Source organism: Kitasatospora sp. NBC_00070 (assembly GCF_045041205.1).
GTDB lineage: Bacteria > Actinomycetota > Actinomycetes > Streptomycetales > Streptomycetaceae > Kitasatospora.
This window is the reverse complement of record NZ_CP108247.1, coordinates 2741287-2766364: the sequence shown is the minus strand read 5'-3', so window position 1 is coordinate 2766364 and position 25078 is coordinate 2741287. Positions and strand designations below refer to the sequence as shown.

The window sequence follows — 25078 nt, the reverse complement described above, 5'->3', positions numbered from 1 at the left end:
GGCATGGTGCAGAATCGGCCCCATGACCGAATCCGACGGCAAGCCCGACCCGGGCACCGCCGCCTCCGAGCCCAAGTACGCCGACCGCGTCTACCGCTCCGTGCCGGGCGTGATCTCCGGCGTTCTGCTGCTGGCCGTGGCCGCCTGGCTGATCATCGACGCGCTGCTCACCGGCACGGGCCGGACCCCCTGGGTCGCGCTGGCCTGCGCCCCGGTCTTCGTCTTCCCGGTGATCGCCTACACGATCCGGCCCGCGGTGCTGGCGAGCGACTCCCGGCTGCTGGTCCGCAACCCGTTCCGGACCGTGCACGTGCCGTGGGCCGCGGTGGAGGGCATCCGGGCCGGTTACTCGGTGGAGCTCTTCGCCGGTGGCAAGAAGTACCAGGTCTGGGCCGTCCCGGTGTCCCTCCGGGCCCGCAAGAAGGCCACCCGGGCGGCCTCCCGGGCCGCGGCCGCCGACGACCCCCGGTCCTCCCGCAGTGCCGGTCTGGTCAACCCGATGCGGTCGGGCCGGCCGGACCCCACCAAGGCCTGGTCCGACCAGGTGGTCAACACCCTGCTGGAGATCGCCGAGCGGAACGCCGGCAGCCCCGCCGCGGCCGGCCCGGTGACGGTCGGCTGGTGCTGGTGGATCATCGCGCCCGCCGTGATCGGCCTGGTCACCCTGGTCACCCTGATCCTCGCCACCAACTGACCGTGCACACCACGGTGCCCGGCCCCCGCCGGGGGCCGGGCACCGTGGTGTGCACGGGCCGTCAGATGCCGGCGGCCGCCGCCAGGTCGCGCTTGATCGCGTCGAGCAGCTCCGTTGCCCGCGCCCGGCTGCCGACCAGGTCGGCGGCGGTGGCGACCGGGAGGACGACCTCCAGGTAGCACTTGAGCTTGGGCTCGGTGCCGGACGGGCGGACCACGATGCGGGCGGCGGTGACCTCGGAACCGGCCAGGTAGTAGCGCAGGCCGTCGGTCGGCGGCAGCTCGGCCGTGCCGGCCGTCAGGTCGTCGGCGCGGGTCACCTTCAGACCGGCCAGCAGGGTCGGCGGCTGGTCGCGCAGGCGCTGCATGGCATTCGCGATCAGCGAGAGGTCGTCCACCCGGACGGACAGCTGGTCGGTGGCGTGCAGGCCGTGCTCCAGCGCCAGGTCGTCCAGCAGGTCGGTCAGCGTGCGGCCGGACCGCTTGAGGGTGGCGGCGAGTTCGGCGACCAGCAGGGCGGCGGTGATGCCGTCCTTGTCGCGGACGCCCTCGGGGTCGACGCTGTAGCCGAGCGCCTCCTCGTAGCCGTACCGCAGGTCGTCCGCGCGGGAGATCCACTTGAAGCCGGTCAGCGTCTCGGCGTAGCCGAGGCCCGCCGCCGCCGCGATCCGGCCGAGCAGGGTGGAGGAGACGATGGTGGTGGCGAAGGTGCCGCTGGCGTGCTTGGCGACCAGGGCGGCGCCGAGCAGTGCGCCCACCTCGTCGCCGCGCAGCATCCGCCACCCGCCGTTGTCCGCGACGGCGACCGCGCAGCGGTCCGCGTCCGGGTCGTTGGCGATCACCAGGTCGGGCCCGACCGAGGCGGCGGTGCGGAACGCGAGGTCCATCGCGCCCGGCTCCTCCGGGTTGGGGAAGGCCACGGTGGGGAAGTCCGGGTCGGGCTCGGCCTGTTCGGCCACCACGGTCGGGGCCGGGAAGCCGGCCTGCTTGAAGGCGGACACCAGGGTGTCCCGGCCGACGCCGTGCATCGGGGTGTAGACCACGTCGAGGTCGCGGGGCCCGGCCGGGTCGAGCACGGTGACGGCACGGTCCAGGTACGCCTCGACCACGTCCTCGCCGAGCACCTCCCAGCCGTCCTCGGCCAGCGGCACCTGGTCCAGCGAGACGATCGCGTCGATCTCGGCGGCGATGCCCGCGTCGGCGGGCGGGACGATCTGCGAGCCGTCGCCCAGGTAGACCTTGTAGCCGTTGTCCTGCGGCGGGTTGTGGCTGGCGGTCACGGTGACGCCGGCCGCCGCACCCAGGTGGCGGACGGCGAAGGCCAGCACCGGGGTGGGCAGTGCGCGCGGCAGCAGCGCGGCCCGGAGCCCGGCGCCGACCACCACGGCGGCGGTGTCCCGGGCGAAGTCGTACGACTTGTGCCGGGCGTCGTAGCCGATCACCACCAGGTCACCGAGCTGCTCGGCCTTCACGTACGCGACCAGGCCGGCGGCGGCCCGGATCACCACGGCGCGGTTCATCCGCATCGGGCCCGCGCCCAGCTCACCGCGCAGGCCGGCGGTGCCGAACTGGAGCCGGTCGCTGAAGCGCTCGGCCAGCCGGGACCAGGCGATCCGCCCGTCGGCCTCGGGGTCACCCTCGGCGGCGGCCAGCAGCGCGGTCAGCTCCTCCCGGGTGTCCGGGTCCGGATCCTCGGCGAGCCAGGTCCGGGCGCGGGCGAGGAGGTCGGTGGTCGGTGCCTGGGACATTGCTGCCAGCTCCCTCTGAGGGTGAGTGGGAAAGAGACGGAGCCGCCGCCCGGAGAGCGGGTGCCCGGCCCGGTGCGACCGGCTCCACGAGGAGCGTCCCACCGGGCCGGGCACCACCTCGGTGCGACGGCTCCGGATTGGACCGACCGGCACATGGTGGGCGGCGTCGCGGCGCCAGGGTGCGTACCTCGCCGGTTTGTCGTCGGTCGCCGATGCTCCGCATGGACTCCCTCCTCCGCACCGCCGAGGCACGCACCCTGCAGAGACATCAGCCGCTGACGCGGCGGGCGCTCCTTCACCCGCCCACCATGTGCCGGTCGGTCTTACTGATTCTGCGTCAGACGACGGTCAGATCCGCTCAAGGACCTTGGCCAGCAGCGCGCCCATCCGCTCGGCGCTGGCCTTGCCGGCCTCCAGCACCTCTTCGTGATTCAGCGGCTCGCCGGTGATGCCGGCCGCCAGGTTGGTGACCAGCGAGATGCCCAGCACCTCGGCGCCGGCCTCGCGGGCGGCGATCGCCTCCAGCGTGGTGGACATGCCGACCAGCTCGCCGCCGATCGCCCGGACCATGCCGATCTCGGCCGGGGTCTCGTAGTGCGGGCCGCGGAACTGCACGTAGACGGCCTCGTCGAGGGAGGAGTCCACCTCGCGGCAGAGCTCGCGCAGCCGCTTGGAGTACAGGTCGGTGAGGTCGACGAAGTTGGCGCCGACGATCGGGGAGTCCGCGGTGAGGTTGATGTGGTCGCTGATCAGCACCGGCTGACCGGGCACCCAGCCCTCGCGCAGACCGCCGCAGCCGTTGGTCAGCACCACGGTCTCGACGCCCGCCGCGACGGCGGTGCGGACGCCGTGCACCACGGTGGCCACGCCGTGGCCCTCGTAGTAGTGGTTGCGGCCGAGGAAGATCAGCGCGCGCTTGTCGCCGATCTTCACCGAGCGGATCTTGCCGGAGTGACCCGCGACGGCGGGGGCCGGGAAGCCGGGCAGGTCGGTGACCGGGAACTCAGCCACGGTCTCGCCGAGGGCGTCGGCAGCCGGCACCCAGCCGGAGCCCATCACCAGGGCGACGTCGTGGCGCTCGGCACCGGTCAGCTCACGCAGACGCGCGGCGGCCGCCTGAGCGGCGGCGTAGGGGTCGGCGGAGACGTTGGACTGAGGAGATGCGTTCACGTCACCGAGAATAGACGGCATTCGCCTACGCGCGTAGACATACCCGGTTAACCATGCCGGATCGTTACCCGGATGACCTAGAGACCCAAACGAACACCCGCTACGGGCCGCTCTGTTCGGACAGTCCTACAAGCCGGTCGTCAGCAGGGCCGTCGCCGCAGGTCCAGCACGTAGTCGTGCGGTGCGCCGGCGCTCTCCGCCGCGTCCGCGACCATGCCCAGGTAGCGGGCGGCGGGCAGCCCGCCCTCCCAGTCGTTCAGCACGTACGTCCAGACCGGGATGTCCCCGTCCAGGGTGTGCGCCCGGAGTCGGATCTTCCGGTAGATCCCGAGCTGCACGCCCTCCCAGCGGTCGAGACCGTCCTCGTCCATCGGCGCGACGTCGTACAGCGAGACGAAGACCTGGTCCTTCTCGTCCTCCACCACGGTGGCCAGTGAGCCCTCCCAGCCCAGCTGCTCGCCGCCGAAGGTCAGGCGCCAGCCGTCCAGCCACCCCGTGCCGCGCAGCGGCGAGTGGGGGGCGCGGCGGCTCATCTGCCGGGCGTCGAGGTTCGTGGCGTACGCGGCGTAGAGGGGCATGGGCGTCACCTTACGGGAGAGCGGCGCTCGCAAGGGAGCGGGTACGGAGCTTCTGACGGTCCGTCCGAACACGTATTCCGGACACTTTCCGACCGGCTCCGATCGGAGCTGAGCACAAGGCGACGCCCCCGGCGTGGCGCCGGTCCCGGCGTACGGGACAATGGTGCCCGTGACTCGGATCGTGATCATCGGTGGCGGACCCGGCGGATATGAGGCGGCCCTCGTGGCCGCCCAGCTCGGCGCGGAGGTGACCGTTGTCGACCGCGACGGTCTGGGCGGATCGGCGGTGCTGACGGACTGCGTGCCGTCCAAGACCCTGATCGCGACGGCGGAGGTGATGACCACCTTCGACAGCTCGTACGAGGAGCTGGGCATCATCGTCGCGGACGACACCCCGCCGATCGAGGGATCGGCCCGGGTGGTGGGGGTCGACCTCGGCAAGGTCAACCGACGGGTGAAGCGGCTGGCCATCGCCCAGTCGCACGACATCACCCAGTCGGTCACCCGGGCCGGCGTCACCGTGCTGCGCGGCAAGGGCCGGCTCGGCCCCGGCGGCCAGGCGGCGGACGGCTCCCGCGAGGTGATCGTGGACGGCGCCGACGGCTCGACCGAGACGCTCCGGGCCGACGCGGTGCTGATCGCCACCGGCGTGCACCCCAGGGAGCTCCCGGACGCCCAGCCGGACGGCGAGCGGATCCTGAACTGGACCCAGGTCTACGAGCTGGAGGAGCTGCCGCGCGAGCTGATCGTGGTCGGCTCCGGCGTCACCGGCGCCGAGTTCGCCGGTGCGTACCAGGCACTCGGCTCCAAGGTCACCCTGGTCTCCTCCCGCGACCGGGTGCTGCCCGGCGAGGACCCGGACGCCGCCGAGGTGCTGGAGGAGGTGTTCCGCCGGCGCGGCATGAACGTGATGAGCCGTTCGCGGGCCGAGAGCGCCAAGCGGCTCGGCGACCGGGTCGAGGTCACCCTCGCCGACGGCACCGTGATCGAGGGCACCCACTGCCTGATGGCGGTCGGCTCGGTGCCGAACACCGCCGGTCTCGGCCTGGAGGAGGCCGGGGTCAAGCTCAACGACTGGGGCCAGATCCAGGTCGACCGGGTCTCCCGGACCAGCGCCCCCGGCGTCTACGCGGCCGGCGACTGCACCGGCGTCTTCATGCTCGCCTCGGTCGCCGCGATGCAGGGCCGGATCGCGATGTACCACGTGCTCGGCGACGCGGTGCAGCCGCTCAACCTGAAGACGGTGGCCTCCAACGTCTTCACCGACCCGGAGATCGCCACGGTCGGCTACACCGCCACCGACGTCTCCTGCGGGAAGATGGACGCGATCGCGATCAAGCTCCCGCTGCGCGGCAACCCGCGGGCCAAGATGCAGGGCATCCGGGACGGCTTCGTGAAGCTGCTCTGCCGCCCGGGCACCGGCATCGTGGTGGGCGGTGTGGTGGTCGCGCCGCGGGCCAGCGAACTCATCCATTCGATCTCGCTCGCCGTGGACAACAACTTGACGGTCGAACAGGTGGCCGGTGCCTTCACGGTCTACCCGTCGCTCTCCGGCTCCACCGCCGAGGCCGCCCGCCAGCTGCACATCCGCAAGCGGGAGGACTCGGACTCCTGAGCTGCGGAACGGAGTTGGGGCGGTCGCCGACGGCGGCCGCCTCTGCCGTCTCACCCGCCCGGCCCAGCGTGACCCCCGGTAGCTGACGGCGCGTATTGTACGGTCGCGCGCTGCTCCGAGGTGAGCATTTCCCGATACCAGCTGCAAACGCCTGAAAGCAGACGGTCATTCAGTTACCGTCGGTTCTGTGTTTGCTGCAGAACGTCGCCAGTTGATCCTCGAAATGGTGCGCGCCAACGGAGCGGTATCGCTCCGCGAGTTGGCCCGCGTCGTCCAGACCTCCGAAGTCACCGTACGTCGGGACGTACGGGCGCTGGAGGCCGAAGGGCTGCTCGACCGCCGGCACGGCGGCGCGGTGCTCCCCGGCGGCTTCAGCAGGGAGCCCGGCTATCCGCAGAAGACCCATCTCGCGGCCGCCGAGAAGAGCGCGATCGCCGATCTCGCCGCCTCGATGGTCGAGGAGGGGGACGCCGTGGTGGTCGGCGCGGGCACCACCACCCAGGAGTTGGCCCGTCGGCTGGCCCGGGTCCCCGGGCTGACGGTGGTCACCAACTCGCTGCTGGTCGCCCAAGCGCTGGCCCACGCCAACCGGGTGGAGGTGGTGATGACCGGCGGTACGCTGCGCGGTTCCAACTACGCCCTGGTGGGCAGCGGGGCGGAGCAGTCGCTGCACGGGCTGCGGGTCTCCAAGGCCTTCATCTCCGGCAGTGGGCTGACCGCCGAGCGCGGGCTCTCCACCACCAACATGCTCTCCGCGAGCGTGGACCGGGCACTGGTGCAGTCGGCTGCCGAGGTCATCGTCCTCGCCGACCACACCAAGCTCGGCGCGGACACCATGTTCCAGACCGTCCCGACCGAGGCGATCACCCGCCTGGTGACGGACGAGCAGGCCGCCGGGACGGACCCGACCGCCCGCGAGCTGGACGCGCTCGCCGACTGTGGCGTGCAGATCTCGATCGCCCCGCTCGGCGCCCCGGCCGACACGTCCTCGGCGCACCAGCAGTCCGCCCCGGTCAACGCCGCCCCCCGCCGCCCCGCCCCACTCCCCGGACAGCGCCGCCCGGCCCACCAACTCCCGGGCCGCCTCGCGGAATTGAGTGCCCCGCGTGCGCGCTGAGGCACATGATCCAGCGCAACAGGGGCTCGGGGAACTGCGACGCCGACCCCGGAAAAGGTCACCGGTGCGTAGGTGGTCAGGCACTTTCGCCTGTTGACCCGCGCGCCACGTAGCGTCGCCGTTCCCCGAGCCCCTGGCTACGCCATGGCTCGGACGGATCAGTCCTTGATCTCGCAGAGCACCGCACCGCTGCTCACGCTGCCACCGACCTCGGCCTTGAGGCCGGTGACGGTGCCCGCCTTGTGGGCGTTGAGCGGCTGCTCCATCTTCATCGCCTCCAGGACCACGATCAGCTCGCCCTCGGCGACCACCTGGCCCTCCTCGACGGCGACCTTGACGATCGTGCCCTGCATCGGCGAGGCCAGCGTGTCACCGCCGGCCGCCGCGCCGGCCTTCTTGGCGCCGACCCGGCGCTTGGCCTTGCCGGTCGCCGAGGCACCGGCCGCCGGAGCGGAGGAGACCCCGAGCGAGGAGGGCAGCGAGACCTCGATCCGCTTGCCACCGACCTCGACCACCACGGTCTCCCGCTGGTCGGCCTCGTCCGCGTCCGCGCCACCGCCGGTGAAGGCCGGGATGGTGTTGGCGAACTCGGTCTCGATCCACCGGGTGAAGACCGTGAACGGGCCCTCGCCGCCGTGCACCTCCGGCGCGAACGCCGGGTCGGTGACGACCGCCTGGTGGAACGGGATGGCGGTGGCCATGCCCTCGACCTTGAACTCGGCGAGCGCCCGGGCGGCGCGCTGCAGCGCCTGCTTGCGGGTGGCGCCGGTGACGATCAGCTTGGCCAGCAGCGAGTCCCAGGCGGGGCCGATGACCGAACCGGTCTCGACGCCCGCGTCCAGCCGGACACCGGGGCCGGACGGCGGCGCGAACAGCGTCACGGTGCCGGGCGCCGGGAGGAAGTTGCGGCCCGGGTCCTCGCCGTTGATGCGGAACTCCAGCGAGTGGCCGCGGATCTCCGGGTCGTCGTACCCGAGCTCCTCGCCGTCGGCGATCCGGAACATCTCGCGGACCAGGTCGATCCCGGTGACCTCCTCGGAGACCGGGTGCTCCACCTGGAGCCGGGTGTTGACCTCCAGGAAGGAGATCAGCCCGTCCTGGGAGACCAGGAACTCGCAGGTGCCGGCGCCGACGTAGCCCGCCTCGCGGAGGATCGCCTTGGAGGCCCGGTACAGCTCGGCGTTCTGCTCGTCCGTCAGGAACGGCGCGGGCGCCTCCTCGACCAGCTTCTGGTGCCGGCGCTGGAGCGAGCAGTCACGGGTGGAGACGACCACGACGTTGCCGTGCCGGTCGGCCAGGCACTGGGTCTCCACGTGCCGCGGGTTGTCCAGGTACTGCTCGACGAAGCACTCGCCGCGACCGAAGGCGGCGACCGCCTCGCGGACCGCCGACTCGTACAGCTCGGGGATCTCCTCGAGCGTGCGGGCGACCTTGAGGCCGCGGCCGCCGCCGCCGAACGCCGCCTTGATGGCGACCGGCAGGCCGTGCTCGCGGGCGAACACCACGACCTCGTCGGCACCCTGGACCGGCTCCGGCGTACCGGCCACCAGTGGGGCGCCGGCGCGCTGGGCGACGTGACGGGCGGTCACCTTGTCGCCGAGGTCGCGGATCGCCTGCGGCGGGGGGCCGATCCAGGTCAGGCCCGCGTCGAGCACGGCCTGCGCGAAGTCCGCGTTCTCGGACAGGAAGCCGTAGCCGGGGTGGACCGCGTCCGCCCCGGAGTCCGCCGCCGCCTGGAGCACCTTGGCGATGTCCAGGTAGCTGGTGGCGGGGGTGTCGCCGCCGAGCGCGTACGCCTCGTCGGCCGCACGGACGTGGAGGGCGTCCCGGTCCGGCTCGGCGTAGACGGCGACGCTGGCGATACCGGCATCCGAGCAGGCCCGGGCGACTCGGACGGCGATTTCGCCACGGTTGGCGATGAGCACCTTGCGCACGTTTGGCTCCCTTCTTGAACCACGTTGAGTTTATGGATTGCGAGGGTGTACCGGCGAGTAGCCCCAGGTGGTGAGCTTGCCCACACGGAGCGTGACGCGATTTCGTGATCACCCGGATACGGAGCGGCATGCGCCGCTGATGGGGACGTTACGCGGTCGGCCTATAGCGCGCCCGAAGCCGAGCTGGGACGCTCCGGGCGCGCCGTGGCCTTCACCACATCACCTGCACCGTCCGGTTCATCCGCCCACCTCAGCCGGCCGTCGCGAAGGCTTTGGCGGTGACATCCGAGGCGAGTTCGACCACGTCGGGCCCGTACGCCTCCGGGTTGACCACCCGGAGCATCAGGGCGAACCCGCCGTCCCGGCCGTGCCGGTGGGCCAACTGCCGGTGGCGGGAGGTCAGGTAGCGGACCGCCGCGTGGTTGGAGGTCGCGGTCTGGCCGGCTATCAGGAAGACCGGGCGGCTGCCGGGGCCGGCGTGCACCCGGGCCAGCAGGACGTACGCCCGCGGCGTTCCGTCGGCGGAGCCGAACCGGAAGGTCTCGTCGCCCACCGCGATGGTGCTGGCCCAGTGCGGCCCCGGCTCGGCGGTGAAGCTCACCCCGGGCAGCCAGTTGGCCAGGTGGGCGGCGGTCCGCTCGTTGCTCTCCGGGCCGCCGAGGCAGAACTCGGCCTTCCCGCCCAGCCCCTGGCGGACCTGGTCGTGCGCGACGAGGTCGGCCTGCGCGCCGCACTCCCTGACCAGTGCGGCCAACTCCATCAGTGCGTACACGTCGTTGCGCGAGACGCTCTTCGAACTCGTCGCCGCAGTGTGCCGGTTGACCACCAGCAGGCATTCGGTGCCGCCGGGCAGGCCGAAGAACTCCCGGACCTGGCCGAGGCGTCGGCGGCGCCGCACGGTGTGGGCGAGCCAGCCGAGACCGGCGCTGATCGCGCTGGCCAGCAGGCCGAGCACCAGGTTGAGCAGGCTGTCGATCATCGCGCTGTCCCTCCCTGGTCCCTTCCCGATCCGACGACCGCGCCAGCCTAGCGGCCGGGCCGATCCGGTGAGGGTGGCTCCGGGTAACAGATGTACGGGCCAGGATCTGTCCGGATCAGCACGACGGGAACGGAGGCGGAGGCTCCGGTTCGACCGGTGTCCAACCGTGATGGTCTGGACCATTGACGACGATTCCCCTTGATCCCTAGCGTTTCGGGCGACGGTCGCCGCCCGGTGCCCGTCGTCAACTCGACGGGGGAGTCGAAGAGATGAAGATCCGTACGGTCGTGCCCGCACTCGGCGCGCTGGCCGCCACCCTGCTGCTCGCGGGCTGCGGCAGCGACGGCTCGGCCGCGGCCGCGCCGTCGTCCGCCCCGAAGGCCGCCGACTACGGCTGCCTGGCGCAGGACCGGGCCGACAAGGGCTCGTTCGGGCTCGACAGCGTGGCCAAGCGGGACGCCTACTACCAGGACTCGGACGCCGGCCGGGCCAAGGTCGCGGTGGTGTTCTCGCACGAGAACGGCGACACCCTCTGCGACTGGATCCCGTTCGTCGAGGACTTCACCAAGGCCGGGTACGCAACCCTGGCCTACACCTCGGCCGGTGACCTGCCGCTGGACATCGAGGCGGCCGCGAAGTACCTCAAGGCCAAGGGCGTCGAGCGGGTGGTCCTGGTGGGCGCCTCCAAGGGCGGCACCGGCTCGCTGGCCGCCGCCGCGGCCCCCGGCACGCTCCCGGTGGCCGCCGTGGTCACCCTCAGCGCGCCCACCTACTTCGGCAGTTGGAACGGGGTGGAGGCGATCGCCAGGATCAAGGCACCGCTGTTCGTCGCCGCCCAGGAGAACGACCAGCCGTTCGCCGAGAACGCCGCCGAGCTGGCGAAGGCGGCCACCGCCCCGGTCAAGGAGCTGAAGATCTACCAGGGCAGCAGCCACGGCGCCCGGCTGCTCCCGCAGGGCACCGCCAAGGCCGACCTGCTCGCCTTCCTGGCGAAGAACGCACCGAGCAGCTAGGCCGCCCGGCGGAGCCTCAGCTCCAGAGGTCGGTGATCCGGACGTCGAGGTCGGCCAGCAGCCGTCGCAGCAGCGGCAGCGACAGGCCGATCACGTTGCCCGGGTCACCGTCGATGCCGTCGACGAACGGCGCCGAGCGGCCGTCCAGGGTGAACGCCCCGGCCACGTGCAGCGGCTCGCCGGTGGCGATGTAGGCGGCCAGCTCGGCGTCGTCCGGGGTGCCGAACCTGACGGTGGTCGAGGCGGTCGCCGAGGACTCCTTGCCGGTCGCGGAGTCGATCACGCAGTGGCCGGTCTGCAGGATGCCCTCGCGGCCGCGCATCGCCTGCCAGCGGGCCAGTGCGTCGGCCGGGTCGGTGGGCTTGCCGAGCGCCCGTCCGTCCAGCTCCAGCACCGAGTCGCAGCCGACCACCAGCTGACCGTCGGTCAACCCGCCCGCCACCGCGCGGGCCTTGGCCTCGGCCAGCACCAACGCGAGCTCGGCGGGGGTGGGGGCGCTCAGGGCGTCCTCGTCCACCCCGCTCACGATCACCTGCGGGTCGAGGCCCGCCTGCCGCAGCAGCCCCAGCCGGGCGGGCGAGGCGGAGGCGAGGACGAGTACGCGGTTGCTCATGTGCAAACCATAGACGGCCGCACTCCGGTCAGGCGCTCGAGCATCTACGGCCAGGGGCTCGGCGCTGCACCTTGGGCAGACGCTCCGGGCTGCGCCTTTTGCAGGGCGTTCATTTGCACTACCCAGGGGCTGAGCACCGTTCACAGCAGGAGCAGGACGCCCATCAGCAGGGCGAGGAGCGCGAGCATCAGCCCGGCCCGTCGCAGCATTTGCTGGGCGCGACGGGCCTCGGCCGATGTTTCGTCCCGGGGGTCTGACCAGAGCACCCTCTCAGGGTGCGCCGGGGACCACCCGGAACGCTTGAGTACGGATACTCAACCTCAGCCGGCCCACCCGGAGGTGCGCCAGACGTTCAGGCCGGGCTTCGGCGTGTGCCGCATCCGCCGGGCCCGGTCGTTCCACGCGGAGGCCGGGCCACCACCCGCGCGGCGGGCCGCCGTTGCGGCGGCCTGCGTGGCGGCGGCCCGGGCTGAGACCACCGCCAGGACGGTGGCCAGCTCCTCGGGGGTCGGCTGCCCGTGCAGCACCTGAATCGGAGTCATAGCTCAATCATCTCCCCGTGAACGCCTAGAGCGGAATGTTGCCGTGCTTCTTCGGCGGCAGGACCTCGCGCTTGCCGCGCAGCGCCCGCAGGCCCCGGACGATGTGCCGGCGGGTCTCGCTCGGTGCGATCACCGCGTCCACGTAGCCGCGTTCGGCGGCCAGGTAGGGGTTGAGCAGGGTGTCCTCGTACTCGGCGACCAGCTCGGCGCGGCGGGCGTCGACGTCCTCGCCCGCCTTGGCGGCCTCGGCCAGCTCGCGGCGGTAGACGATGTTCGCGGCGCCCTGGGCACCCATCACGGCGATCTGCGCGGTCGGCCAGGCCAGGTTGAGGTCGGCGCCGAGGTGCTTGGAGCCCATCACGTCGTACGCGCCGCCGAAGGCCTTCCGGGTGATCACGGTGATCATCGGGACGGTCGCCTCGGCGTACGCGTAGATCAGCTTGGCGCCGCGTCGGATGATGCCGTTCCACTCCTGCTCGGTGCCGGGCAGGAAGCCGGGGACGTCCACGAAGGTCAGCACCGGGATGTTGAAGGCGTCGCAGGTGCGGATGAACCGGGCGGCCTTCTCGCTGGCGTTGATGTCCAGGCAGCCGGCCAGGTCCATCGGCTGGTTGCCGACCACGCCGACCGGGTGGCCCTCGACCCGGCCGAAGCCGGTGAGGATGTTGCCCGCGTACAGCGGCTGGGTCTCCAGGAACTCGCCGTCGTCGAGGACGTGCTCGATCACCTTGTGCATGTCGTACGGCTGGTTCGCCGAGTCGGGCACCAGGGCGTCGAGTTCGAGGTCCTCGTCGGTGACCGAGAGGTCGGCCTCCTCGGGGAAGGCCGGCGGCTCGGAGAGGTTGTTGGAGGGCAGGTAGGAGAGCAGGCTCTTGACGTACTCGACCGCCTCCTTCTCGTCCGCCGCGAGGTAGTGCGCGTTGCCGGACTTGGCGTTGTGGGTGCGGGCGCCGCCCAGCTCCTCCATGCCGACGTCCTCGCCGGTGACGGTCTTGATCACGTCGGGGCCGGTGATGAACATGTGCGAGGTCTGGTCGGCCATCACCACGAAGTCGGTGATCGCGGGGGAGTAGACCGCGCCGCCCGCGCACGGGCCCATGATCAGCGAGATCTGCGGGATGACGCCCGAGGCGTGCACGTTGCGGCGGAAGATCTCGCCGTACAGGCCGAGCGAGACCACGCCCTCCTGGATCCGGGCGCCGCCGGAGTCGTTGATGCCGATCACCGGGCAGCCGGTCTTCAGCGCGAAGTCCATCACCTTGACGATCTTCTCGCCGAACACCTCGCCGAGCGAGCCGCCGAAGACGGTGAAGTCCTGGGCGAAGACCGCGACCTGACGGCCGTCCACGGTGCCGTAGCCGGTCACCACGCCGTCGCCGTACGGCCGGTTCTTCTCCTGGCCGAAGTTGACCGAGCGGTGCCGGGCGAACTCGTCGAACTCCACGAAGGAGTCCTCGTCCAGCAGCTCCTGGACCCGCTCACGGGCCGTCAGCTTGCCCTTGGCGTGCTGCTTCTCGACGGCTGCGGCGGAGCCGGAGTGCACGGCCTCGTCGATCCTGCGGCGCAGGTTGGCGAGTTTGCCGGCGGTGGTGTGCGGGTCGTGCGACGCCTCGGTCATCCGGTCGGCTCTCCCTGATCCATCGGCCGCTCCCGGGTGCATGACTGCGTGAGGGCAGGTGCGGCGCTGCGAACTACCGCTGGGTAGCGTAGCCAGCCAGGGGGCGTTCCGGTTATGGCCAGCGACACAGTGCACTCGGGCGTGTTCCTGCGGCAGCATGGTGCGGCTCACGGCCGGGTGGGCCGGGGCCGGGCCCGATCCGCAGCTATAACCCCTATGGCGATGAGTAGAGGTTAGGCTGGGGTCGTTCGGTCTTCCGCCACGACCCGTGAGGATCCGTCATGTCCGCTGCCCGGCCCCCGCTGCCGCCGTTCACCGCCGAGAGTGCCGCCGCCAAGGTCAGGGCGGCCGAGGACGCCTGGAACTCCCGTGACCCGGAGCGGGTGGCACTGGCCTACACGCCCGACTCGGTCTGGCGCAACCGCGACGAGTTCCTCACCGGGCGGGCGGAGATCGTCGCGTTCCTCACCCGGAAGTGGGCGAAGGAGCAGGAGTACGCGCTGCGCAAGGAACTGTGGGCGTACACCGGCAACCGGATCTCGGTGCGGTTCGGCTACGAGTGGCGCGACCTGGCCGGCCAGTGGTGGCGCAGCCACGGCAACGAGCAGTGGGAGTTCGCCGAGGACGGGCTGATGAGCCGTCGGGAGGCGAGCATCAACGACCTGCCGATCACCGAGGCGGAACGCGGCATCTTCGGGCCGCGCGAAGCCGGTTGAGCCGTTGGCCGGTCGGTACGCTGGCCCGGTGACCGAGAGCGCCGAGAACCCCCGTCCCCGCCGCAGTGGTCTGCGTGGCTTCGGCCACGACGGGCCGTCCCCCTGGACCGACCTGGAGCGGCCGCCGCTCGACCAGGCCGCGTTGCGGCGGGATCTGGTGACCCCGGGCGGGCTGTGGACCTCGTTGGAGGTGCTGGCCGAGACCGGCTCGACCAACACCGACCTGGCGGCCCGGTCCCGGTCGGGCGCCGCCGAGGGTGCGGTGCTGGTGGCCGAGGAACAGACGGCCGGTCGGGGCCGGCTGGAGCGGCAGTGGTCGGCGCCCGCGCGCTCCGGTCTCTTCCTCTCCCTGCTGCTGCGGCCCAAGGACGTCCCGATCGAGCGGTACGGCTGGCTGCCGATCCTGGTCGGCGTGGCGGCCGCGGCCACCCTGAGCCGGGTGGCCGGGGTGGACACCGGTCTGAAGTGGCCGAACGACCTCCAGGTCACGGTGGGCGGGGCCGAGCGCAAGCTCGGCGGCATCCTGACCGAACTGAGCGACGGCGCGGTGGTGGTCGGACTCGGCGTCAACGTCTCGCTGCGGGAGGACGAGCTCCCGGTGCCGACCGCGACCTCGCTGGCGCTGGCCGGGGCCGAGGTGACCGACCGGGAGACCCTGCTGCGGTCGCTGCTGCGCGAGTTCGCCGAGCTGTACGGCGAGTGGGTGGCCGCCGCGGGTGACCCGCAGGCGAGCGGGCTGCTGCCCGCGTACGCCGCCCGGTGCACCACCCTGGGCCGCCAGGTGAAGGTCCAACTGCCGGGTGGCCGGGAGCTGTTGGGTGCGGCGGTGGCGATCGACGGGGACGGCCGACTGGTGGTCAGGACGGCCGACGGCAGCCGCCGGCCGGTGGCCGCCGGGGACGTCGTGCACGTACGGCCGCAGGCGCTCTGAAACCGTCCGGCTCGTGGACGGGGGAGCGTCCGGCCCGTGGTCGGCTCTCCGGCGGATGCCCCGGATCGGGGGATTCCGTGCGACGATTCCACCTGGCAGCGGTGTGAGGCGCACCACTACCCGCGTGGTGGTCGGTCGCCCCTGGACAGGCAGGACATGAGGCAAGTGCGGCAACCGCACGGGGACGGACCGGTGGAACGCGCAGGCGGCGGTGACGAGGAGCCGGACCACGACGGCCGGACGGTCGCGCTGGACCTGGAGCGCCTGATCCTCGACGCACCGCGCAGATACACGCCGTACCAGGCCGCCCGGGCCGCCGACGTCCCGATGGAGCTGGCCACCCGGTTCTGGCGGGCGATGGGCTTCCCCGACATCGGCCAGTCCCGCGCGCTCACCGACGGCGACGTGATCGCGCTCCGCCGACTGGCCGGCCTGGTCGAGTCCGGCCTGCTCAGCGAGTCGATGGCGATCCAGGTGGCCCGCTCCACCGGCCAGACCACCGCCCGGCTGGCGGGCTGGCAGATGGACACCTTCCTGGACAACCTGACCCAGGCCGTCGAGCCCGGGCTGACCAGGGCCGAGGTGGCCTACCCGCTGGTCGAGCTGCTGCTGCCGGAGCTGGAGCAGTTCCTGGTGTACGTCTGGCGGCGTCAACTCGCCGCCGTCACCGGTCGGGTGGTGCAGGCCGCCGAGGACACCGAGATCACCAGCGGTCGGCTCGCGGTCGGCTTCGCGGATCTGGTCGGCTTCACCCGGCTGTCCCGGCGGCTGGAGGAGGAGGAGCTCGGCGAGCTGGTGGAGAGCTTCGAGAACACCTGCTCCGACCTGATCGCCGGTCACGGCGGCCGGGTGGTGAAGACCCTCGGCGACGAGATCCTGTACGTCTCGGAGGACCCGGCCACCGCCGCCGAGATCGCGCTCAGCCTGGTCGAGGCGCTGGCCGACGCGGAGAACATCCCGGCGCTGCGGGTCGGCATGGCGTTCGGCACCGTGACCTCCCGGATGGGCGACGTCTTCGGCACCACGGTCAACCTGGCCAGCCGGCTGACCTCGATCGCGCCCAAGGACGCCGTGCTGCTGGACGGCGAGTTCGCGGCCGCGCTGGAGGGCAGCGGCGCCGCCGAACCCTCCGGGGAGCCTGACGGCACCGAGAAGGCCGGGCCGCACCGGTTCCACCTGCAGCCGATGTGGCGCCGCCCGGTCCGCGGCCTGGGGCTGGTCGAACCGTGGCTGCTCACCCGGATCGGACGCACCCACCTGCCGTAATGCGGGGCGCCCGGGCACCGGATTCCCCCGGGTCCACCCCGAAAGCTCCCCGACAAAACAGACAAACTCTCAACAATGCGTCATAACCTTGGGGCAGAGCGGGCAGATCAACCTGCACCAGGGACGAGGCGAGCCGGTGAGCGAGGCGACCATGGCGGAGTGCGTACAGGCACCGTCGACGGACCGGCGGTTGCGCGCGGTGGTCGAGCTGGCCCAGGACATGGCGGGCGCGCTGACCCCGCTGGAGGCGGTCCGGGCGGCCGCCGTCCGGGCCACCACCGCGCTCGGCGCGACGATGGCGGCGGTCTCGGTCTGGGACCGCGAGTCCGGCCGGCTGCGGGTGCTGGTCAACCACGGCGACCTGGCGGCGGGGGAGGAGGAACTCCCCGAGGACGAGTCCTACCCGGTGGCCGACTTCCCGGAGATCGTCACCTACCTGGAGGAGCACTGGACCACCGGGCGGCTGCCGCGCGCCTGGGTGCAGACCGCCGAGAGCACCGAGTCGCACCGTCCGCACGCGCACCCCGGTGCGGGCGCGTTCTGCCAGCAGCGCGCCGCCGGTCTGCGCCGGCGCGGCCGGGAGTGCTGTCTGGTCGCGCCGATCGTGCTGCACGGCCAGGCCTGGGGCGAGCTCTACCTGGCCCGCACGCTCGGGCTCGCCGTCTTCAGCGACTCCGACGCCGAGTACGCCACCCTGCTGGCCGCCCAGATCTCGGCCGGGCTGGCCGCCACCGAACGCCTGGCCGACCTGCGCCGGCTGGCCTTCACCGACCCGCTCACCGGCCTGGCCAACCGCCGCGCGGTGGACGCCCGGCTGGAGGGCGCCCTGCAGGCGCACAACCGGGACGGCACCGTGGTCTCGCTGGTGGTCTGCGACGTCAACGGCCTCAAGCGGGTGAACGACCGGCTCGGGCACGAGGTCGGCGACCGGCTGCTGGAACGATTCGCCCACCAGCTCTCGCTGGCCGCCGCCCGGCTCCCCGGCTCGCTCGCCGCCCGGCTCGGCGGGGACGAGTTCTGCCTGCTCGCGGAGGGCCAGAAGGCCGACGAGGTGGTCGCGGTGGCCGAGGAGCTGTGCGCCCGCGCGCTGCAGCTGGCCGACGGCGAGGGCGTCGCCTGCGGGGTCGCCTCCACCGGTGACTCGATCGGCCCGGTGACCACCCCCGACCGGCTGTTCCGGCTCGCCGACGCCGCGCAGTACCGGGCCAAGGGCGCCCGGTCCGCCCACCCGGTGGTGGCCGGGCGCAGCCACGGTCCGGGCTTCTCGCCCGACCCCACGGTGCTGCTCGCCGACGCGGCCGACCCGCACCACCGCGCCGACGGCCGCCCGCGCCCCGGCCGGATCGGCGCCGCCGACCGCCGCCGGTTCCGCGGCGCCGCGCACAGCGCGGACCCGGGCCAACTGCTCACCGTGGTGCTCGGTGCCCTGGACCGGAGCGGGGCCGGCCGGGCCAGCCACCCCGCCGACACCATCAGCCGGCTCGCCGTGGTCGCCGAGACCGCGGCCCGGCTGCTGGACGCGGTCGGCTGGTGGATCTCGTACGTGCCGCCCGGCTCGCAGTTCATGCGCACCTCCCGGCACGCGGTCTACCGGATGACCAGCGGTCCGACCAGCACGGGGGCGGAGACCCAGCGGGCCCAGATCGAGGCGCCCGACGCGGTCTTCGACCTCGGTCACTACCCGCTGACCCGCCGGACGGTGCGCGGCGGGGCGTTCGCGCTGCGCGCCGGGGCGGCCGGGAACGACCCGGCCGAGGAGGCGATGATGATGGTCAGCGGCTACAAGGCGATGGTCGCGGCGGGCGGCGGCAACGCGGCGGGCGGCTGGCTGCTGGAGCTCTTCGCGGACGAAGCCACCCTGCCGTTCGGGCAGATCGCCCCGGCCCTTCGCTCGCTGGTGGCGGTGGCGCTGGCCGGGCCCGCCTCGCCGCCGCCGTGAGCGGTCCGGCCGCGGTCGTCACAGCTCCGGTACAAGGCTGTCGCGGCGGCCCGCGCTCTGCCACAGTGGGCGGCAACGCCAGCCGGAGGGGCCTGGGCGGGAACGAGGTACGGGGAACATGCGGACACGAATGGCTGCCACACTGCTCACGCTGACGCTCGCCTTCGGCGGGCTGACCGCCACCACCGCCAGTGCCGGCGACGCGAGCGTGCAGCCGCGGAACAGCCTGACCCTGACGGCCGTCCAGGGCGCGCAGTCGAGCGACGCCGTGCTGGTGGTCGCCGCGCCCGCGGTGACCCGGACGGTCGCGACCACCGAGCTGGCCAAGTCGAAGTCCAAGAGCAAGAAGAAGAAGGGCCTGTCGGTCGTCGGCATCCTGATCATCCTGGTGCTGCTCGGCCTGCTGGCCGCCGCGGTGATCCTGGTGGTGCTGGCGATGAAGCGGCGCGGCAAGGACCGGCACTGACCTGACGCCTGGGTCGCGGCGCTGCGACCCCGGCCGGTACGGGGGCCGACCTGGCAGAGTGCGGCTCCGCTCCCCGGTCCGGGTACCCCGTCCGACCTGCGCTTCTCCCCGCGCACCGCAGGTGGCCGACGGATCGTCAGGCCCGTCCGCCCCGCCCTACGCTCCCGGCGTCCGGGGCATGGTGGCGGAGGGGAGCGACTCGATGACGACGGTGGCAGCGGAGACGGAGCCGTACGGCCGGTCACTGGCCGAGCTGTTCGCGGTGCAGGTGCGCAGACAGCCGGAGCGGTGTGCGGTCGAGGGGCCCGAGCTGCGGTACACGTACGCCGAACTCGGCGCGCTGGCCGAGCGGTTCGCCCGCGGCCTGGCGGCCGCCGGGGTGGGCCGGGGTGCGGTGGTCGGGGTGCTGGGGCAGCGCGGGCCCGAGTCCTGTGCGGCGCTGCTCGGCGTGGCGTACGCCGGGGCGAGCTACCTGCCGCTGGACGCCGCGCTGCCGCCCGAGCGGCTGCACGGCATGCTGGCCGACGCCGGTGCGGTGGCGGTGGTCCGGCTGCCGGAGGCCGGGCGGCTGGCCGGCGCGGCGGTGCCGGTGCTGCGCTACCGGGAGGTGCTGGCGGCGGGCGAGGCGGCGGGTGACGGACCGTTCGAGCTGCCGGGCCCGGAGGCGGCGGCGTACGTGATGTTCACCTCCGGCACCACCGGCCGACCCAAGGCGGTGGCGGTGCCGCAGCGCGGGGTGGCCCGGCTCTCGGTGGCCAACGGCTTCTTCGCCCCCGAGCCGGCGGACCGGGTGCTGCACGCCGCGACGCTCTCCTTCGACGCCTCGGTGCTGGAGTTCTGGCCGACCCTGCTGAACGGTGCCTGCCTGGTGCCGGTGCCCTCCGAAGTGCTGCTGTCCGCACCGGAGTTGCACCGGGTGGTGCGGGAGCGGGGGATCACCGCGCTGTTCCTCACCACCAGCATCTTCCACCGGATCGCCGAGGAGCGGCCGGAGACCTTCGCCGGGCTGCGCTACGTCCTGACCGGCGGCGAGGCCCTGCGGGCGGACGCCGCCCGGCGGGTGCTCCGGCTCGGGCGCCCGCAGCACCTGGTGAACGCCTACGGGCCGACCGAGGCGGCCTGCGTGGCCACCGCCCAACTGGTCACCGAGGTACCGGCGGAGGCGACCGGGGTGCCGATCGGCCGGCCGATCGCCGACACCGTCTGCCGGGTCCTGCGCGCGGACGGCGGCCCGGCCGAGGTGGGCGAGGAGGGCGAGCTCCACCTCGGTGGCGGCGGTATCGCCACCGGCTACCTGAACAACCCCGAGGAGAGCGCCCGCCGGTTCCGCACCCTGGTGCTCGACGGGGTGCCCCAACTGTTCTACCGCACCGGGGACTTCGTGGTCCGCCGGGCGGACGGCGGGCTGGAGTTCCGGGGCCGCAGGGACGACCAGGTCAAGGTGCGCGGCTTCCGGATCGAACCGGAGGAGGTCCGCCGGGCGCTGACCGCCCACCCCGACGTCACCGACGCCGCGCTGCTGGCCCGCGCCGACGGCACCACCCGGCAGCTGGCCGCCTACGTCGCCGTCCGCCCCGGATCGGCGCCCACCGCAACGGAGTTGCGGGCCCACCTGGCCGAGCGGCTGCCCGCCTTCATGGTCCCGGCCACCGTCACGGTGCTGGACCGGCTGCCGCTGGCCCCGAACGGCAAGGTGGACCGGGCCGCGCTGCCCGAGCCGGCCCGGGCCGCCGAGCCGGGCCGGCCGGGGTCCGGGGCCGAGTCGGTGGCCGGGACCGTGGCCCGGATCTGGGCCGCGGTGCTGCCCGCAGCCAGGGCCGAACCGGCGGAGGACTTCTTCGCGGCCGGCGGCAGCTCGCTGCTGGCCGTCCAACTGGTGGCCCGGGTGCAGCAGGAGCTGGGCATCAGCGACCTGCACAACTACCAGCTGGTCACCGAACTGCTCGGCGAACCGGTGCTCGGGGCCTTCGGCGCGGCCGTGGCGGAGCTGGTCCGCACCGCCGCCGCCGAGCCGCCGCCCGCCCCGGCCGACCGCTGGCGGCCCGACCTGAGCTGGGACCGGCCCCGGATCGGCACCGCCGCGCCCCGGCCGGGCTGGCGCACCCCGCACCACGTCTTCCTCACCGGCGCCACCGGCTTCTTCGGCGCCTACCTGCTGCGCGAACTGCTCGACCGGACGGACGCGGACGTGCACGCCCTGGTCCGGGCCCGCGACACCGACCACGCCCACCACCGCCTCGCCGAGGCCCAGCTCCGGTACGGCATCGACCGGCCGCTGCCCGCCCACCGGGTCCGCCCGGTGCTCGGCGACCTGGCCAAGCCGGGGCTCGGCCTGAGCGAGCTGGAGTGGGACTACCAGGCCGGCGGCGCCGACGTGATCCACCACTGCGGGGCCGAGGTCAACTTCCTCTACCCGTACGAGAAACTGCGGGCCGCCAACGTGCACGGCACCCAGGAGATCATCCGGCTGGCGGCCGCCCGGGCCGTCCCGCTGCACCACGTCTCCACCGTCGCGGTGGTGCACGGGATGGGGGCGGCGGGCGTCCGGGAGGTCTCCGAGACCACCCCGCTCGACCACGTCGAACTGCTGTCGATGGGCTACACGGAGAGCAAGTGGGTGGCCGAGGAGCTGGTCCGGGGCGCCGCCCGGGCCGGGCTGCCCGCCGTGGTGCACCGCCCGTACGAGCTGTCCGGGGACACCACCGGGCACACCTGGAACAGCGCCGCCGCGCTCTGCGAGTTCTTCAAGGTGATCGTCGAGCTGCGGCTGGCCCCGGAGCTGGACCTGCCGCTCAACCTGGTGCCGGTCGACTTCGCGGCCGGGGCGGTGGTCCACCTGGCGACCCGTCGGCCGGCCGTGGGGCAGACCTACCACCTGACCAACCCGCGCGAGGCGATGCTCGGCGACCTGGTGGAGCGGCTGCGCGCGTACGGGCACCCGGTCCGCACCATCGGCTACCACGCCTGGGTGGACGCCCTGTTGGACCACCTCGCGGACCGGCCGGACCACCCGTTCGCGCCGTTCGCCCCGCTGTTCACCACCGAGGCCGCCGGGGGCGGCATGACCGTCGAGGAGCTTGCCGGTACCCGGTACTCGCCCCGGCTCGACCGGTCCGGGATCGAACGGGACCTGGCGGGCAGCGGTCTGGTCTGCCCGCCGGTCGACGCCGCGCTGCTGGACCGCTACCTGGACTACTTCCACGCCTCCGGGTTCCTGCCGGCCCCGCTCGCCGAGGAGGCCGTCGGTGTCTGAACTCCCCGACGGGCAGCCGGTGTCCGATCTCTCCGACCCCCGGGCCTTCCTGCCCGAACCGCCGTACCGGCTCTGGGCCGAGCAGCGCCGGGCGGGCCGGCTGCCCCGCCAGGAGCGGGCCGGTGCCCCGGCGTTCCACTCGGTGACCCGCTACCGCGACATCGACGCCGTGCTCCGGGACTCCGCCGGCTACAGCTCCGAGTGGGGCATGACGCTGGACACCTCGCTCGGTGAACCCGACCCGGCCGCCGGGCGGATGATCGAGCTCACCGACCCGCCGCGCCACCAGCGGCTGCGCCGGCTGGTCAGCAGCGGGCTGACCCGGTCGGCCACCCGCACCATGGACGGCCTGCTCCGGGACCGGGTCGAGCACTGGGTGGAGCGGGCGGTCCGGGACGGCGAGACGGACTTCGTCGGTGCGGTCGCCGCCCGGGTGCCGTCCGCCGGGGCCGGGCTGCTGCTCGGCCTGCCCGAGCGGGAGTGGGCCGTCCTGGCCGACCGGGCGAGCCGGGCGGTCTGCGGCTCGCTCGGCGGCCACGACCCCGGGGTCGGTGACCTGACGGTCCGTCGGCGGTCCACCGCGACCGCCAACGGTCAGCTGCTGGTCCACCTGGCCGGGTTGCTCGACCATGCCGAGCTGGCCGAGGACGGGCTGATCCGCCGGCTGCTGGACGCCGAGCTGGACGGTGACCGGCTGACCCGGGAGGAGGTGCTGCTGAACTGCCTCAACCTGGCGATCGGCGGCAACGAGACCACCAAGAACGCCACCGCCGCCGGCCTGGCCGCGTTCGCCGCCCACCCCGAGCAGTGGCAGTGGCTGCGCCGCCACCCCGAGCACGTGGACCGGGCGATCGAGGAGGTGCTGCGCTGGACCACGCCCCCGCTGCACCTGACCCGGACGGTGCTGCGCCCGACCCGGCTGGGCGGCACTTCGCTGGAGCCCGGCGAGCTGGTCTGCCTCTGGCTGCCGTCGGCCAACCGCGACCAGGAGGTGTTCCCCGACCCGGACGAGTTCCGGGTCGACCGGGCGGTCAACCCGCACCTCTCCTTCACCAGCGGACGGCACTTCTGCCTGGGGGCCGCGCTGGCCCGCAGCCAACTGCGGCTGGTGCTGGAGGCGCTGCTGGCCCGGGTGGACACCATCACCCTGCTGGGCGAGCCGGCCCGGCGGGCCTCCAACTTCGTGGCCGCCTACGACACCCTGCCGGTGGCCCTGGTGGCGGCCGCCTAGCGCCGTGCCCGGCAAGGTTCACCCTGTCGCGTCGTTCGGTGCGTGCTCTCGCTGCACCGGGCGAAGGTCCGAGCAGGTCCGCTACGCGTGGCCTTCGTCCGGCCCGCCGAGAGCACGCACTGAACGACGCGACGGGGCAGCCCCTGCCGGGCACGGCACCGGCGGGTGTCACTCGAGGAAGAGCCCGCGGGCGGCGGCGGACTGCTCGATCGACTCCAGCCGGGCCTCGGCCCCGGGGATGAAGTCGCACATGGTCTGCAGCAGCACCCGCCCGAGCATCATCGGCGCGCAGGCGGTGTCGAAGACCAGCCCGGTGCCGACGGCGGCCGGCAGCAGCAGGTCGGAGAGCTTGGCCACGGGGGCGAAGGCGCTGTCGGCCACCGTCAGCACGGTCAACCCGCAGTCCCGGGCGACCGTCAGAGCCTCCATCAGCTCCTTGGGGTAGCGCGGCAGCGCGAAGCAGAGCAGGGCCGAGGCCCCGGCGGCGACCGCCTGCTCCAGCCGGTCGGCCAGCATCGAGCCGCCCTCGTCGAGCAGCCGGACGTCGGGGTGCACCTTGCCGGCGAAGTACGCGAAGCCCCGGGCCTGTGCGGAGGCGGCCCGCAGCCCGAGCACGGGCAGCGGCCGGGAGGCGGCCAGCAGCCGGGCGGCCCGGACGATCGGCTCGGGGTCGGCGAGCAGCTCGGCGAGGTGGCGCAGGTGGGCGATCTCGGCGAGCACGGCCTGCTGGTGCTCGTTGCGGACCACGTCCGCGTGCGACTCGGGGGCGGTCGGCTCGCCCGCGCCGAGCTCGCGGAGCTGCTTGCGCAGGGCGGGGTAGCCGTCGAAGCCGAGGGCGACCGCGAACCGGGTGACCGAGGGCTGGCTGACCCCCGCCAGTTCGGCCACCTCGACGCTGGACAGGAACGGGGCCTCGGCGGCGTGCTTGACCAGGGAGTGCGCGATCCGGCGCTGGGTCGGGGTGAGCCGGTGGCCCTCGAAGAGCTGGAGCAGCCGGGCGGAGGGGCCGACCGTACCGGTGTCGTCCGTGGCGGTCATCAGCGCTTCCTCCGGGCAGGTCGGGCGGTGCTCGGGACGACTGTGCAGCAGTCCCGCGATGCGGGCAACGAGGTATCGAACAGTGGGATGAGCGGATCGCTCTCAGGGTGACCCTGATTTACCCCTGAACCGTCCCGGAAACCGTGGACCCCAAGTGGACCCCGTGGTGGCCGGGACGACAGGATGGCCGGTATGAACAGTCGCCAGGACGACCTGAAGCAGGACCTCGATGCGGCCCTGCAGACCCGCAAGGAGCTGGGCAAGGAGTACGAGGCGGAGATCGTCGACTCCTTCCTGACCCGGTTGGACGCACGGATCGACGCGCAGGTCGACCAGCGGGTGGCCGACGGGCTCGCCCAGCACGGGGTGGGCGACGGGCGGCGCGGCGGCCGGGGCGGCTGGTCCTCCGCCGGGCGGCTGCCGGTGGTCTCCCTGGTGCTGGCCATCCCGCTGACCGGGATCGCCGCCGGGGCCAACCTGACCGGGATGATCGTCTGCTGGGCGGGCATCGTCGGCGTCAACGTCGCGGCGGCGGTCGGGGCCCGCGCCGAGCAGCGCAACGCCCGGCCGGGCCGGAGCGACTGGAACTGAGACCCAGTCACCCCGGCCCGGGGTGCG

21 protein-coding genes and 1 pseudogene are annotated in these 25078 nt (G+C 73.2%); 12 read left to right on the top strand and 10 right to left on the bottom strand.

All coding sequences use genetic code 11. The annotated features are described in order from the left end of the window. Positions 1-22: 22 nt before the first annotated feature. Positions 23-694, top strand: a complete 672-nt coding sequence (locus OHV05_RS12605; protein WP_405017752.1) for a PH domain-containing protein — start codon at positions 23-25, stop codon at positions 692-694. A gap of 61 nt (positions 695-755) precedes the next feature. On the opposite strand, the gene OHV05_RS12600 is transcribed toward OHV05_RS12605, so the two are convergent. From OHV05_RS12600 to OHV05_RS12590, 3 genes are all read right to left on the bottom strand, one after another. Then, positions 756-2441: a phospho-sugar mutase gene (locus OHV05_RS12600; RefSeq protein WP_405017751.1), complete on the bottom strand. Its 1686-nt coding sequence runs from the start codon at positions 2439-2441 to the stop codon at positions 756-758. A 348-nt stretch (positions 2442-2789) separates the two neighbouring features. Beyond that, positions 2790-3632: a purine-nucleoside phosphorylase gene (locus tag OHV05_RS12595; RefSeq protein ID WP_221503670.1), complete on the bottom strand. Its 843-nt coding sequence runs from the start codon at positions 3630-3632 to the stop codon at positions 2790-2792. A 119-nt stretch (positions 3633-3751) separates the two neighbouring features. Continuing rightward, positions 3752-4189, bottom strand: a complete 438-nt coding sequence (locus OHV05_RS12590) for a gamma-glutamylcyclotransferase (RefSeq protein WP_403040588.1) — start codon at positions 4187-4189, stop codon at positions 3752-3754. A gap of 160 nt (positions 4190-4349) precedes the next feature. On the opposite strand from OHV05_RS12590, the gene OHV05_RS12585 reads away from it, so the two are divergent. Beyond that, positions 4350-5804 (top strand): NAD(P)H-quinone dehydrogenase, encoded by a 1455-nt coding sequence (locus tag OHV05_RS12585; RefSeq protein WP_405017750.1) that lies wholly within the window; start codon positions 4350-4352, stop codon positions 5802-5804. A gap of 223 nt (positions 5805-6027) precedes the next feature. Continuing rightward, positions 6028-6921 carry a DeoR/GlpR family DNA-binding transcription regulator gene (locus tag OHV05_RS12580; protein WP_405021449.1) on the top strand — a complete coding sequence of 298 codons (894 nt, stop codon included), beginning with the start codon at positions 6028-6030 and terminating at the stop codon, positions 6919-6921. A 158-nt stretch (positions 6922-7079) separates the two neighbouring features. On the opposite strand, the gene OHV05_RS12575 is transcribed toward OHV05_RS12580, so the two are convergent. Beyond that, a complete protein-coding gene (locus OHV05_RS12575; RefSeq protein ID WP_405017749.1) occupies positions 7080-8855 on the bottom strand; it encodes an acetyl/propionyl/methylcrotonyl-CoA carboxylase subunit alpha in 1776 nt (591 codons plus the stop codon). 250 nt (positions 8856-9105) lie between these two features. Beyond that, entirely contained in the window at positions 9106-9834 is a 729-nt protein-coding gene (locus tag OHV05_RS12570) for a hypothetical protein (RefSeq protein WP_405017748.1), read from the bottom strand. A 269-nt stretch (positions 9835-10103) separates the two neighbouring features. Between OHV05_RS12570 and OHV05_RS12565 the strand changes: the two genes are divergently transcribed. Beyond that, positions 10104-10847 carry an alpha/beta hydrolase gene (locus tag OHV05_RS12565; RefSeq protein WP_405017747.1) on the top strand — a complete coding sequence of 248 codons (744 nt, stop codon included), beginning with the start codon at positions 10104-10106 and terminating at the stop codon, positions 10845-10847. A 16-nt stretch (positions 10848-10863) separates the two neighbouring features. On the opposite strand, the gene OHV05_RS12560 is transcribed toward OHV05_RS12565, so the two are convergent. The 4 genes from OHV05_RS12560 to OHV05_RS12545 form a co-directional block, all read right to left on the bottom strand. Next, a complete protein-coding gene (locus OHV05_RS12560; protein ID WP_405017746.1) occupies positions 10864-11460 on the bottom strand; it encodes a nucleoside triphosphate pyrophosphatase in 597 nt (198 codons plus the stop codon). A 140-nt stretch (positions 11461-11600) separates the two neighbouring features. Beyond that, a complete protein-coding gene (gene mmpB, locus OHV05_RS12555) occupies positions 11601-11726 on the bottom strand; it encodes a morphogenic membrane protein MmpB (RefSeq protein WP_405017745.1) in 126 nt (41 codons plus the stop codon). A gap of 54 nt (positions 11727-11780) precedes the next feature. Continuing rightward, entirely contained in the window at positions 11781-12002 is a 222-nt protein-coding gene (locus OHV05_RS12550) for an acyl-CoA carboxylase subunit epsilon (protein WP_403040596.1), read from the bottom strand. 25 nt (positions 12003-12027) lie between these two features. Continuing rightward, complete coding sequence (locus OHV05_RS12545; protein WP_405017744.1) at positions 12028-13620, bottom strand: acyl-CoA carboxylase subunit beta; 1593 nt, start codon at positions 13618-13620, stop codon at positions 12028-12030. Between the two features lie 281 nt (positions 13621-13901). Between OHV05_RS12545 and OHV05_RS12540 the strand changes: the two genes are divergently transcribed. The 7 genes and pseudogenes from OHV05_RS12540 (at position 13902) to OHV05_RS12510 (ending at position 23422) form a co-directional block, all read left to right on the top strand. Further along, a complete protein-coding gene (locus tag OHV05_RS12540; protein ID WP_405017743.1) occupies positions 13902-14336 on the top strand; it encodes a nuclear transport factor 2 family protein in 435 nt (144 codons plus the stop codon). A 70-nt stretch (positions 14337-14406) separates the two neighbouring features. Next, positions 14407-15267, top strand: coding sequence for a biotin--[acetyl-CoA-carboxylase] ligase (locus OHV05_RS12535; protein WP_405021448.1), 861 nt, complete (start codon positions 14407-14409; stop codon positions 15265-15267). Between the two features lie 156 nt (positions 15268-15423). Next, positions 15424-16533 carry an adenylate/guanylate cyclase domain-containing protein gene (locus OHV05_RS12530; protein ID WP_405017742.1) on the top strand — a complete coding sequence of 370 codons (1110 nt, stop codon included), beginning with the start codon at positions 15424-15426 and terminating at the stop codon, positions 16531-16533. 151 nt (positions 16534-16684) lie between these two features. Continuing rightward, positions 16685-17908: pseudogene (locus tag OHV05_RS12525) on the top strand (diguanylate cyclase domain-containing protein); the annotation flags it as partial. Between the two features lie 694 nt (positions 17909-18602). Further along, the gene (locus OHV05_RS12520) at positions 18603-18938 is read left to right on the top strand and encodes a hypothetical protein (RefSeq protein WP_405017741.1); all 336 of its coding nucleotides are present in this window, start codon (positions 18603-18605) and stop codon (positions 18936-18938) included. Between the two features lie 202 nt (positions 18939-19140). Next, positions 19141-22191, top strand: a complete 3051-nt coding sequence (locus OHV05_RS12515; RefSeq protein ID WP_405017740.1) for a non-ribosomal peptide synthetase — start codon at positions 19141-19143, stop codon at positions 22189-22191. Continuing rightward, positions 22184-23422, top strand: a complete 1239-nt coding sequence (locus OHV05_RS12510; RefSeq protein ID WP_405017739.1) for a cytochrome P450 — start codon at positions 22184-22186, stop codon at positions 23420-23422. Before OHV05_RS12515 ends, OHV05_RS12510 begins: the two co-directional genes overlap by 8 nt. Positions 23423-23590: 168 nt before the next feature. On the opposite strand, the gene OHV05_RS12505 is transcribed toward OHV05_RS12510, so the two are convergent. Next, positions 23591-24460, bottom strand: a complete 870-nt coding sequence (locus OHV05_RS12505) for a MurR/RpiR family transcriptional regulator (RefSeq protein ID WP_403040603.1) — start codon at positions 24458-24460, stop codon at positions 23591-23593. Between the two features lie 192 nt (positions 24461-24652). Between OHV05_RS12505 and OHV05_RS12500 the strand changes: the two genes are divergently transcribed. Continuing rightward, complete coding sequence (locus OHV05_RS12500; RefSeq protein ID WP_405017738.1) at positions 24653-25051, top strand: hypothetical protein; 399 nt, start codon at positions 24653-24655, stop codon at positions 25049-25051. Positions 25052-25078: the final 27 nt, after the last annotated feature.

What these genes read in the sequence shown, in the direction of transcription:
- OHV05_RS12530 (WP_405017742.1), top strand. Translation starts at nt 15,424, where the DNA reads ATGAGGCAAGTGCGGCAACCGCACGGGGACGGACCGGTGGAACGCGCA.
- OHV05_RS12590 (WP_403040588.1), bottom strand. Translation starts at nt 4,189, where the DNA reads ATGCCCCTCTACGCCGCGTACGCCACGAACCTCGACGCCCGGCAGATG.
- OHV05_RS12585 (WP_405017750.1), top strand. Translation starts at nt 4,350, where the DNA reads ATGGTGCCCGTGACTCGGATCGTGATCATCGGTGGCGGACCCGGCGGA.
- OHV05_RS12595 (WP_221503670.1), bottom strand. Translation starts at nt 3,632, where the DNA reads ATGCCGTCTATTCTCGGTGACGTGAACGCATCTCCTCAGTCCAACGTC.
- OHV05_RS12600 (WP_405017751.1), bottom strand. Translation starts at nt 2,441, where the DNA reads ATGTCCCAGGCACCGACCACCGACCTCCTCGCCCGCGCCCGGACCTGG.
- OHV05_RS12605 (WP_405017752.1), top strand. Translation starts at nt 23, where the DNA reads ATGACCGAATCCGACGGCAAGCCCGACCCGGGCACCGCCGCCTCCGAG.
- OHV05_RS12570 (WP_405017748.1), bottom strand. Translation starts at nt 9,834, where the DNA reads ATGATCGACAGCCTGCTCAACCTGGTGCTCGGCCTGCTGGCCAGCGCG.
- OHV05_RS12560 (WP_405017746.1), bottom strand. Translation starts at nt 11,460, where the DNA reads ATGAGCAACCGCGTACTCGTCCTCGCCTCCGCCTCGCCCGCCCGGCTG.
- OHV05_RS12540 (WP_405017743.1), top strand. Translation starts at nt 13,902, where the DNA reads ATGTCCGCTGCCCGGCCCCCGCTGCCGCCGTTCACCGCCGAGAGTGCC.
- OHV05_RS12550 (WP_403040596.1), bottom strand. Translation starts at nt 12,002, where the DNA reads ATGACTCCGATTCAGGTGCTGCACGGGCAGCCGACCCCCGAGGAGCTG.
- OHV05_RS12565 (WP_405017747.1), top strand. Translation starts at nt 10,104, where the DNA reads ATGAAGATCCGTACGGTCGTGCCCGCACTCGGCGCGCTGGCCGCCACC.
- OHV05_RS12500 (WP_405017738.1), top strand. Translation starts at nt 24,653, where the DNA reads ATGAACAGTCGCCAGGACGACCTGAAGCAGGACCTCGATGCGGCCCTG.
- OHV05_RS12505 (WP_403040603.1), bottom strand. Translation starts at nt 24,460, where the DNA reads ATGACCGCCACGGACGACACCGGTACGGTCGGCCCCTCCGCCCGGCTG.
- OHV05_RS12580 (WP_405021449.1), top strand. Translation starts at nt 6,028, where the DNA reads ATGGTGCGCGCCAACGGAGCGGTATCGCTCCGCGAGTTGGCCCGCGTC.
- OHV05_RS12545 (WP_405017744.1), bottom strand. Translation starts at nt 13,620, where the DNA reads ATGACCGAGGCGTCGCACGACCCGCACACCACCGCCGGCAAACTCGCC.
- OHV05_RS12515 (WP_405017740.1), top strand. Translation starts at nt 19,141, where the DNA reads ATGACGACGGTGGCAGCGGAGACGGAGCCGTACGGCCGGTCACTGGCC.
- OHV05_RS12520 (WP_405017741.1), top strand. Translation starts at nt 18,603, where the DNA reads ATGGCTGCCACACTGCTCACGCTGACGCTCGCCTTCGGCGGGCTGACC.